This is a genomic window from Providencia sp. PROV033 (genome assembly GCF_028484855.1).
Taxonomy (GTDB): Bacteria; Pseudomonadota; Gammaproteobacteria; order Enterobacterales; family Enterobacteriaceae; genus Providencia; species Providencia alcalifaciens.
Genome location: NZ_JAMPSW010000128.1, coordinates 1 through 8,414 on the forward strand (window position 1 = coordinate 1; position 8,414 = coordinate 8,414).

9 protein-coding genes, 1 tRNA gene and 1 other RNA gene are annotated in these 8,414 nt (G+C 37.1%); 5 read left to right on the forward strand and 6 right to left on the reverse strand.

The genetic code is table 11. The features are described 5' to 3' along the window. Positions 1 to 84 precede the first annotated feature (84 nt). The 3 genes from PSF16_RS15695 to dnaQ all read right to left on the reverse strand — a co-directional run bounded on the left by PSF16_RS15695 (position 85) and on the right by dnaQ (position 2,564). Positions 85 to 594, reverse strand: a complete 510-nt coding sequence (locus PSF16_RS15695) for a hypothetical protein (protein WP_006662738.1) — start codon at positions 592 to 594, stop codon at positions 85 to 87. A 1,009-nt stretch (positions 595 to 1,603) separates the two neighbouring features. Then, positions 1,604 to 1,680 (reverse strand) — tRNA-Asp (locus PSF16_RS15700). 122 nt (positions 1,681 to 1,802) lie between these two features. Then, positions 1,803 to 2,564 (reverse strand): DNA polymerase III subunit epsilon, encoded by a 762-nt coding sequence (dnaQ, locus tag PSF16_RS15705; RefSeq protein ID WP_006662757.1) that lies wholly within the window; start codon positions 2,562 to 2,564, stop codon positions 1,803 to 1,805. A 54-nt stretch (positions 2,565 to 2,618) separates the two neighbouring features. Here dnaQ and rnhA point away from each other — a divergent pair, with 54 nt between their 5' ends. After that, complete coding sequence (gene rnhA / locus PSF16_RS15710) at positions 2,619 to 3,089, forward strand: ribonuclease HI (RefSeq protein ID WP_006657236.1); 471 nt, start codon at positions 2,619 to 2,621, stop codon at positions 3,087 to 3,089. Between the two features lie 12 nt (positions 3,090 to 3,101). On the opposite strand, the gene PSF16_RS15715 is transcribed toward rnhA, so the two are convergent. Further along, the gene (locus PSF16_RS15715) at positions 3,102 to 3,827 is read right to left on the reverse strand and encodes a class I SAM-dependent methyltransferase (RefSeq protein WP_006657235.1); all 726 of its coding nucleotides are present in this window, start codon (positions 3,825 to 3,827) and stop codon (positions 3,102 to 3,104) included. 36 nt (positions 3,828 to 3,863) lie between these two features. On the opposite strand from PSF16_RS15715, the gene gloB reads away from it, so the two are divergent. The 4 genes from gloB (at position 3,864) to PSF16_RS15735 (ending at position 7,248) form a co-directional block, all read left to right on the forward strand. Continuing rightward, entirely contained in the window at positions 3,864 to 4,616 is a 753-nt protein-coding gene (gloB, locus tag PSF16_RS15720; protein ID WP_006657234.1) for a hydroxyacylglutathione hydrolase, read from the forward strand. Between the two features lie 82 nt (positions 4,617 to 4,698). After that, positions 4,699 to 6,078, forward strand: coding sequence for a murein transglycosylase D (gene mltD, locus PSF16_RS15725; RefSeq protein WP_272689619.1), 1,380 nt, complete (start codon positions 4,699 to 4,701; stop codon positions 6,076 to 6,078). A 525-nt stretch (positions 6,079 to 6,603) separates the two neighbouring features. Beyond that, on the forward strand, positions 6,604 to 6,972 hold the full coding sequence (tomB, locus tag PSF16_RS15730; RefSeq protein ID WP_006662760.1) for an Hha toxicity modulator TomB: 369 nt from the start codon (positions 6,604 to 6,606) through the stop codon (positions 6,970 to 6,972). Between the two features lie 72 nt (positions 6,973 to 7,044). Beyond that, positions 7,045 to 7,248: an HHA domain-containing protein gene (locus PSF16_RS15735; protein WP_004905417.1), complete on the forward strand. Its 204-nt coding sequence runs from the start codon at positions 7,045 to 7,047 to the stop codon at positions 7,246 to 7,248. Positions 7,249 to 7,604: 356 nt separating this feature from the next. On the opposite strand, the gene ffs is transcribed toward PSF16_RS15735, so the two are convergent. Both ffs and PSF16_RS15745 read right to left on the reverse strand, forming a co-directional pair. Next, an RNA gene (gene ffs, locus PSF16_RS15740) (signal recognition particle sRNA small type) lies at positions 7,605 to 7,701 on the reverse strand. A gap of 160 nt (positions 7,702 to 7,861) precedes the next feature. Beyond that, positions 7,862 to 8,320 (reverse strand): YbaY family lipoprotein, encoded by a 459-nt coding sequence (locus PSF16_RS15745; RefSeq protein WP_006662761.1) that lies wholly within the window; start codon positions 8,318 to 8,320, stop codon positions 7,862 to 7,864. Positions 8,321 to 8,414 lie beyond the last annotated feature (94 nt).

An 8,414-nucleotide genomic window follows, 5' to 3' on the forward strand; every position in this document is an offset into this window, starting at 1 on the left:
AGACAACCTTCGGTGGTGTTTGCGGAGCTAAGAAAGGCGGCTTAGCGTTGCACTTCGGACTTGAATCCGCCAAGAACGTATTAATTATTGGCAGCTTTGAGCTACATCCACACGCGGTAAAGTATGAATCTGAGTACTAACTTTCCCTTTAAATTCATTAGCTTCTTTTTCTGTCAGTGGTTTTAATGATACTGTTCCATTGGTTTCAATGACCAAGAACGCATAGGATTTTCCTGGCTCTAATGGCTTATTATCGATTTCGTTTAATTTAGTATTATAGCGTTCGCTAACGTCTGTCTTATATGCAGTAAAATTGTTGTTCCCAGAGCACAATTTAATTTGTTTAGTCGCATTAGGTTCTAATGAAGTGAGATACTGTTTATTCACGAATATATTAATTGTTTTCCCTTCAACTTGATTATCTATTCTATAAAAGGAAACCAATGCTTTATTATTTTCAACTTCCTTGCTCTCTTTGAGAATATTCTTATTCTTCCAGCTCTCGTTATTATATCCGTGAAGTCCTTCATTACGCACACAGCCAGTCAATGCTGCAATGCATAATAACATTACAACGCCAGTAAACTTTTTCATATTAATCCTTTCAACGCTATGGTGTTTTATTTATGCAAAGAAAAATCCCTCTAAGCTATATTAGAGAGAATAAATAGTTTAGTAATTTGAATAAATATTAACGCTTGGAATTATTTAACTTCCAGCTTAAAAATAAATGTTTATCGTTATTTTTCGACTCAACTAATCTATTAAATGGATGATTGAAATACTTTGTTACATGATGAAAACTTCAGCATTATATCGTTGAAAGTTGACATGCGTCAATTTTCACCCCCTAAAACCTACCAATCGCAAGAAAAGATATCATTTTTAGTCGTTATTCTTCCAATTGAATATCAACTTATTGATTTTTATGGATTATAATCCATGTTAAATTTTTATTTATTTTTATAACCCATATGGTGTGTGAGAATAAAAACCATAATTAATAAAAATAAAAACAAAAATCCAATTACAAAGCAATGCAAAGAATATTATTCCAGCAAAAGACCATTTGAAAAAAATGGTCTATAGACCATGTTAATAACTATTAACATTTTGATAAAAATACGCCAATACGAGTAAAACCTTCATTATAATAAAATACCTTTACTGCGTGTAAACCATAAGGCTATAGTTCTCTAATTAAACATTATTACAATTTAATCTTCTTTCAATTAATCTCCAGATACACTTATCAATATATATCACTTATTGCTCCTCATAATTTAACTTAATACTTAGAAATGAATTTAAATTAAGAATATTCCCTTATTATTTCTAATTGAACCTAAGAATTATTCCTAGATTAGGAGAATAAATATTATTTAAAATAACTATATAGTCCTATTCCAATAATCGGAAATAACCATGATCTACTATAAGATTAATTATTATCCTACACGGGCACAAAGTCACCTTGAACCTATTGAAAGGGATTTGATGATGTAAGCATGCCATGCATGCTTCAAAACAAAAAAAGTTAAGTGATCAATGATTTTTCACGCAAAAAAAAGCCCCGAGTCATAAGACTCAGGGCTTAATAATGTGGCGGAACGGACGGGACTCGAACCCGCGACCCCCTGCGTGACAGGCAGGTATTCTAACCAACTGAACTACCGCTCCGAAGTTCCCTACTGGGAACGCCAAGCATATTACGAATACTTGCTATGACAGTCAATACTTTTTCTTGAAAAATCGTACGGTTGAGCAGTTTTTAGCCTTGCGAGATCACTAAATCACCACTCTTAATGTAGAACATCCTCATCTTGCTTAGTTTGCCGCCATAAACAAGGTTTACCCCCTTTTTTGTCGACTATATCTAAGCGAGCTTCATGCTCTGCCACTTCTTCATCAGAGGCATAAAGAACCTTTAATCCACTCACTGGTCGTTCAATACGTTGAATTGTATTAGCTTGTTCTGTATTGCTAGATTCAGACTCCATTGAAAATGCAAGGGAAGTCTGTCCCCCCGTCATCGCTAAGTAAACGTCAGAAAGAATCTCAGCATCGAGTAATGCTCCATGCAATGTTCGCTTAGAGTTATCAATTAGATATCTATCACACAGCGCATCTAAATTATTTCGCTTACCCGGAAAAATTTTGCGGGCTAGCACTAAGCTATCCGTAATCGTGCAAAATTCTGCTGTAGGCGGGATCCCTCTATTGAGTTTACGAAACTCATAATCCATAAAACCGATATCAAAGGGGGCATTATGAATAACAAGTTCTGCACCGCGAATAAATTCAATAAATTCATCCGCAATATCGGCAAACACGGGTTTGTCTTGCAAGAATTCATCACTAATACCGTGAACTTCAAAAGCTTCCGGATCAACAAGGCGATCAGGTTTAATGTACACATGGAAATTACGCCCAGTTAGTCGGCGATTAATCACCTCTACCGCACCAATTTCAATGATATTGTGCCCTTCATAATGAACACCAAGTTTATTCATACCTGTCGTTTCAGTATCGAGGACAATTTGTCGGGTTATCGCCGTGCTCATAATGTTTTTTTGTGTCAAACTAGAAGTTGATGAATAAGAAAGAGTGTAACAGAAATGACAAAGCAGGTAGAAATTTTCACTGATGGGTCTTGTTTAGGTAACCCAGGCCCCGGCGGATACGGTATTGTGCTTCGCTATCAGCAACATGAGAAAACACTCAGTGACGGTTTTTTCCTCACCACGAATAATCGAATGGAGTTACTGGCCGCAATTATTGCATTAGAGTCGCTTACTCGACCTTGCGATGTAATCCTAACGACCGATAGCCAATATGTACGCCAAGGGATCACCCAATGGATCCATAATTGGAAACGTCGCCAATGGAAAAAAGCAGATAAATCGCCGGTGGTTAACGTAGACCTATGGAAACGTCTCGATCAAGCGATTACTCGCCATACTATTGATTGGCGCTGGGTAAAAGGTCATGCCGGTCATGCAGAAAATGAGAAATGTGATGAATTAGCCCGAGCTGCCGCAAACGCTCCAACCAAAGAAGATACAGGTTACCAGCCAACTGAAGATTGATTACATTAAAATTTAACGAAACTGCTTCGATTTACTGATCTCTTTCGTTGCACCTAACGCTGTTGAAATTTTAACTTTTGGTTGCTTAAATTTCAGGGGCGTTGGTGTTAAAGGATAAGTACGCTTTCTGGCAACAATGACACTCATAACACCCAGCCCTCCACAGCGCTTGTTCACGCGTTTTTCTGATGAAAGCCAAGGGAGAGCTTGGCAATTTCGGTGATATAGCACCTCATAATTGAGTAACCCTAGCCAATCAAATACTCTAAGAGAAGGGAAGAAACGACTGCAATAAGGTTGCTGCTTACGTAAAATTGGCACCAATTTAGCCATTCCAGCTAAGCTAAATGGGTTAAATCCTGAAAGAATTAGCCAACCATCATCAATCAAAACACGGTCAACTTCCCGCAAGATCCAATGAGGATCGTGACTATATGCCAACAAATGAGGCATTAAGCAAGCATCGATGACTTTGTCTGCAAACGGTAATGCTTCAGGATTTGCTGCCACGTCAAATAAATGAGGATCTTCACCTACGGTGAATTGATGAGGGATCATACACTCTTTAGTGTGGATTTCTGTACTCAAATGCCCTAATTTAAGCAAGTGATAACCAAACATTTTTTGCCACCAAGGCGCTAACTGTGCTTCCAATGCTTGGCGATAGTGTTCACCAAAAGGAATATCAGACCAACTGGCGGGCATTTGAATCTTTTCTTCAATACGCGCGGGTTTCATAACATTCCCCTTTTAAAAAATTGGATCGAGGTGATTATGGAGTTAATTCGAATTCCAGCGTTAAATGATAATTACATTTGGCTGCTGACAAACAACCAACAGTGTATCATCGTTGACCCAGCCGAGTCAGAGGCTGTTCTCGCAATATTAACGGCTAATCATTTGACCCCTGTTGCAATTTTACTCACACACCATCATAACGACCATACTCAGGGTGTTAAAGGAATTATTGCACAATATCCAAAACTCCCCGTATTCGGTCCCCAAGAAACACGCGTTAAAGGTGCCACAGAGCAAGTAAACGAGGGGGATTTAGTCGTCATTGATGATTTCAAATTTCAAGTCATTGGATTACCAGGACATACTCTTGGGCATGTTGGTTTCTACCAAGCTCCTTATCTATTTTGTGGGGATACTCTATTTTCCGCTGGTTGTGGGCGAATTTTTGAAGGTACCCCAGAACAAATGTACCAATCCATTCAAAAAATTGCTGCACTTCCAGATGAGACGCTTATCTGTTGCGCTCACGAATATACTCTGTCTAATTTGCAATTCGCACATCATATTTGGCCTGAAAATGAGATAATTACGAATTATTCCGAAAAAGTAAGAACACTGCGCAGCAACCAGCAAGCAAGTGTTCCTAGTACTTTGAAAACAGAGAGAAACATCAACATTTTTTTACAGTGTGACAACCCGAAATTACAACAAAAACTGAACATTAATGTGACAAATCCATCATTACGCGCTGTTTTCACTTTATTACGTCAATTAAAAGATGAATATTGATGTATAATCGTTGTCAATAGCAGTTAAAGCCAGTATTATCTGGTCAACTTTTAAACATTAAAAACAAAGAAAAACAGAGCTAATGAAGATAATCGCGACCCTCATCGCCATTGTTTTGCTTGCGGGCTGTCAAGGCACTTCCAAGGTCACCGTTAAGCAACCAAAATCTTCAGCCAATCACTCAATTGACACTGTTGCATCCCATAATCAGGCAGCAAGTAGACAAGCTTCTAAAGTCGATCATGACCTCTGGGGTTATATTAGTGGTGAGCTGAAGATGGATATCCCTGAGAATGCAACAATTAGGGAAATGGCCAACAATTACTCAAATAAACAAAGTTTTATCTATGACGTTGCAGTAAGAGCCGAACCTTACATGTACTTAATTGTAGATGAAATCAATGATCGCAACTTGCCGATAGAATTAGCCTTAATTCCAGTTATTGAAAGTGCCTATAACCCTAAAGCAACCTCCCCTGCACAAGCTGCGGGTCTTTGGCAAATTGTCCCCATTACTGCACGTTCTTATGGGCTAAAACAGACCCAATGGGTTGATGAGCGACGCGATGTTATCACATCAACAAAAGCGGCTTTAGATCTCCTTGAAAACCTAAACATTATGTTCGGTCACGATTGGGAACTCACGCTTGCTGCTTATAACTGTGGTGAGGGTTGCGTACAAAACGCCATTAAAAAGAATGAAGCCGCTGGCTTACCAACAGATTTTTGGTCTCTTCAACTACCTAAAGAAACCAAACAATATGTTCCAAAGATCCTTGCGCTTAGCAAAGTTTTGAGACAACCAGAACGTTATCAAGTCAGATTACCAAAAAGTAATAAAAATAGAGGGCTGACCCAAGTTGATGTAGGGCAACAAATTACACTAACTCAAGCGGCTGAATTGACAGGCTTAACGGAAGAATCCATTAAAACCTACAATTCGGGTTATACCCGAGGAGTGACATCTCCTAATGGTCCGCATTATATAATGTTACCAACTGCGAAAGCTGAACAATTAAAAGTTTCGTTAACTGATCAAGATGTCTTGAATGATATTCGTAATGCGGTTGCACAAAATCGTTATGCACAAGCGGCGCTCAATAACGTCCAAACAGCCAAGAGAAATTCAAAACAGAACAAAACCTTTAGCTATAAAGTCCGCAAGGGTGAATCTATCGCCAGTATTGCTAGAAAATTCAATACGACAGCGAAGAATATCCAACAACTTAATGGGTTAAAAACAGCAAAGGCGAATATTGTTCCAGGACAAACCTTAAAAATTTCAGGCACTTCCCCTACTAGTAATAGCCGTAAAGGTGGAACCTATAAAGTCAGAAAAGGTGACACTTATTACAGCATTGCTAAACGTCATGGGATTAAACTTAACGACCTGATGAATTGGAACTCTGGTGTTAAAATGGCGGATTTAAAACCAGGTGTTACACTAAATTTATATCTTTAAATTAAATATTTCAAAAATCCTCACAAAGGTTAAACCCTAGGGGATTTTATATTAAATAAAATTCAATGATTAGAAATAAACTATTTAATTAGGTTTAATCTCGATATCAATCTCGATCACAACTTGAGTTGTAACATATCATTTAAATACACTTCACTGCATAAACCGCACAATATCATTTACATTCTTCATTAGAGTATGATAAAAAATAAATAGCCCAATTTTTCCTACTCCACCAGCCAATGATCCCCTAAAAAAATCATTATTGGGTGGTGACTTATGTAATAAAAGTGCTATTATTATCCATGTGGCGAAAGCAATCTGAGCAACCAGTTTATATTTGAATATTACTTTTATATTAGTGATAATCTAAAAACTCTCTCAACTAGTAATAATCTGATATTTATCAATATATTAGCTATGTTTGTTTATATTGAAAACGGGTGCTTATATTCAGTTAATATGGCATTATTTTTGATACAAAAATACACAAAGTAAAAGTCAGATTCGCCCATGGAGGTGATTATGGATGAATACTCACCCAAGAAACATGATATAGCCGAATTAAAATATCTTTGTAACAGTTTGAATAGAGACGCTATATCAAGTTTACAAAAAACAAACACTCATTGGATAAATGATCTTAGTTCTGCACAAAGCATCAGTCTTAACGAGCTTGTTGAGCATATTGCAGCTTTTGTCTGGCGATTTAAAATCAAATATCCAAAAGAAAATCTCGTTATTTCTCTTGTTGAAGAGTATCTTGACGAAACATATAATTTATTTGGCAGCCCAGTAGTTACCTTCAGCGAAATCATTGACTGGGAAAGTATGAATCAAAATCTTGTCGCCGTGCTCGATGATGATCTAAAATGTCTGACAAGTAAGACTTAGTATTACCATTTACCTTTAATCCCACTATTGCATAGTATATTTTAGGTTATAGACACATAAAGAAAGGGCGTTATGACCAAATCCGATTATCTGATGCGTTTAAGAAAATGCACCACTATTGAAACACTTGAGCGCGTTATTGAAAAAAATAAGTATGAGTTATCCGATGATGAGTTAGAGTTATTTTACTCTGCCGCTGATCATCGTCTTGCAGAGCTCACGATGAATAAACTTTACGATAAAATTCCAGCATCTGTTTGGAAGTTTGTTAGATAAATACTTATTTACACGCATAGATAGTGAATGGTTATAGCCGGTAACTTTTTATCGGCTCAATGAAAATCCTTATTTCCCAAGTTAGTGTTCGATGAATACTGGCTCAATTCTTATATCCTTATATTTTTACCCTTTCTTAATCCCAATTAGTTTAACATTGCATGCGAGATAAAGTTCATCGTTGACCATAGCAAATGAGTATTAAGAATAATAATCAATATCCTATTATTTATAATATATAAAGCTAAGCAGATAATAGTCAAAAATATCTACAAACGAACAACATTTGATTAATGTAAAATATAGGCGTGAATATAAGAAAGGTATCAACGTTTTGGGAGTTTTTTGGGTGGGAGCCCTGCCAGCGACATCCCGGCACACACGACCCCTGCTATGGCTGCTTCCTTCCGGACCTGACCGAGTTAACAAGTTAGCGTTGCGGGAGAACCAACAGAGCCCCCATTGATTGCTTTTTTCAAAGCAGGGGCATTATGCTTGATAGATAGCTAAATAGCAAGAAAGCCGCTACCAAGTGCTGTTTTATTACACAAAAATCCGAATCACCGCTGAATAATAGATAGCGATAAAGAGTACATATTAGCAAGGAGCAACATCAGTTGGCAGGAACCAATAACAGATCTATATTCTTATAGATACCATTGTTGATCACTTCAGTAGGTGAGTCTGTAATATAAATTAATTTACCATCAACATATAGCGTGGCACTCACCGTAATTTTGGCTTGGCTTCTTATTTCATCCTTGTGGTAAGTCAGTTCATAAGGAATCGTCACTTGGTTATCCAAACTTGTGTAATGCTTTTGAGATAATATAAGCGCTGGTAACTCAACAAATGAATTGTCCGACATCGTGACGGTGAGGTCTACGTTTTCAGATAACCCCATACTTTTACCAATGATAATATTCCCACTAATAGTGCCAATATCGACCTTCTGGTTCTCATGACTACTTTTTCCTTTCACCCTTTTTTCTGGTGGGCTCGCATTGTTACCTTCACAACCTGCCAAGAAAATAAGCATCAACAAACTAATCATGTAGCGATGTAATGTCATAATAATTACCTATAGTTTTTTGATTTATTTAGACATTTTCATATGATTATTATTGATATATCAGAGTTTATCTAAACTTAGAAAATTATATCTC

Bases quoted from the DNA above. Each gene is read 5' to 3' on its own strand.
- dnaQ (WP_006662757.1), bottom strand. From the start codon at position 2,564: ATGAGCACGGCGATAACCCGACAAATTGTCCTCGATACTGAAACGACA.
- gloB (WP_006657234.1), top strand. From the start codon at position 3,864: ATGGAGTTAATTCGAATTCCAGCGTTAAATGATAATTACATTTGGCTG.
- PSF16_RS15695 (WP_006662738.1), bottom strand. From the start codon at position 594: ATGAAAAAGTTTACTGGCGTTGTAATGTTATTATGCATTGCAGCATTG.
- tomB (WP_006662760.1), top strand. From the start codon at position 6,604: ATGGATGAATACTCACCCAAGAAACATGATATAGCCGAATTAAAATAT.
- mltD (WP_272689619.1), top strand. From the start codon at position 4,699: ATGAAGATAATCGCGACCCTCATCGCCATTGTTTTGCTTGCGGGCTGT.
- PSF16_RS15735 (WP_004905417.1), top strand. From the start codon at position 7,045: ATGACCAAATCCGATTATCTGATGCGTTTAAGAAAATGCACCACTATT.
- PSF16_RS15715 (WP_006657235.1), bottom strand. From the start codon at position 3,827: ATGAAACCCGCGCGTATTGAAGAAAAGATTCAAATGCCCGCCAGTTGG.
- PSF16_RS15745 (WP_006662761.1), bottom strand. From the start codon at position 8,320: ATGACATTACATCGCTACATGATTAGTTTGTTGATGCTTATTTTCTTG.
- rnhA (WP_006657236.1), top strand. From the start codon at position 2,619: ATGACAAAGCAGGTAGAAATTTTCACTGATGGGTCTTGTTTAGGTAAC.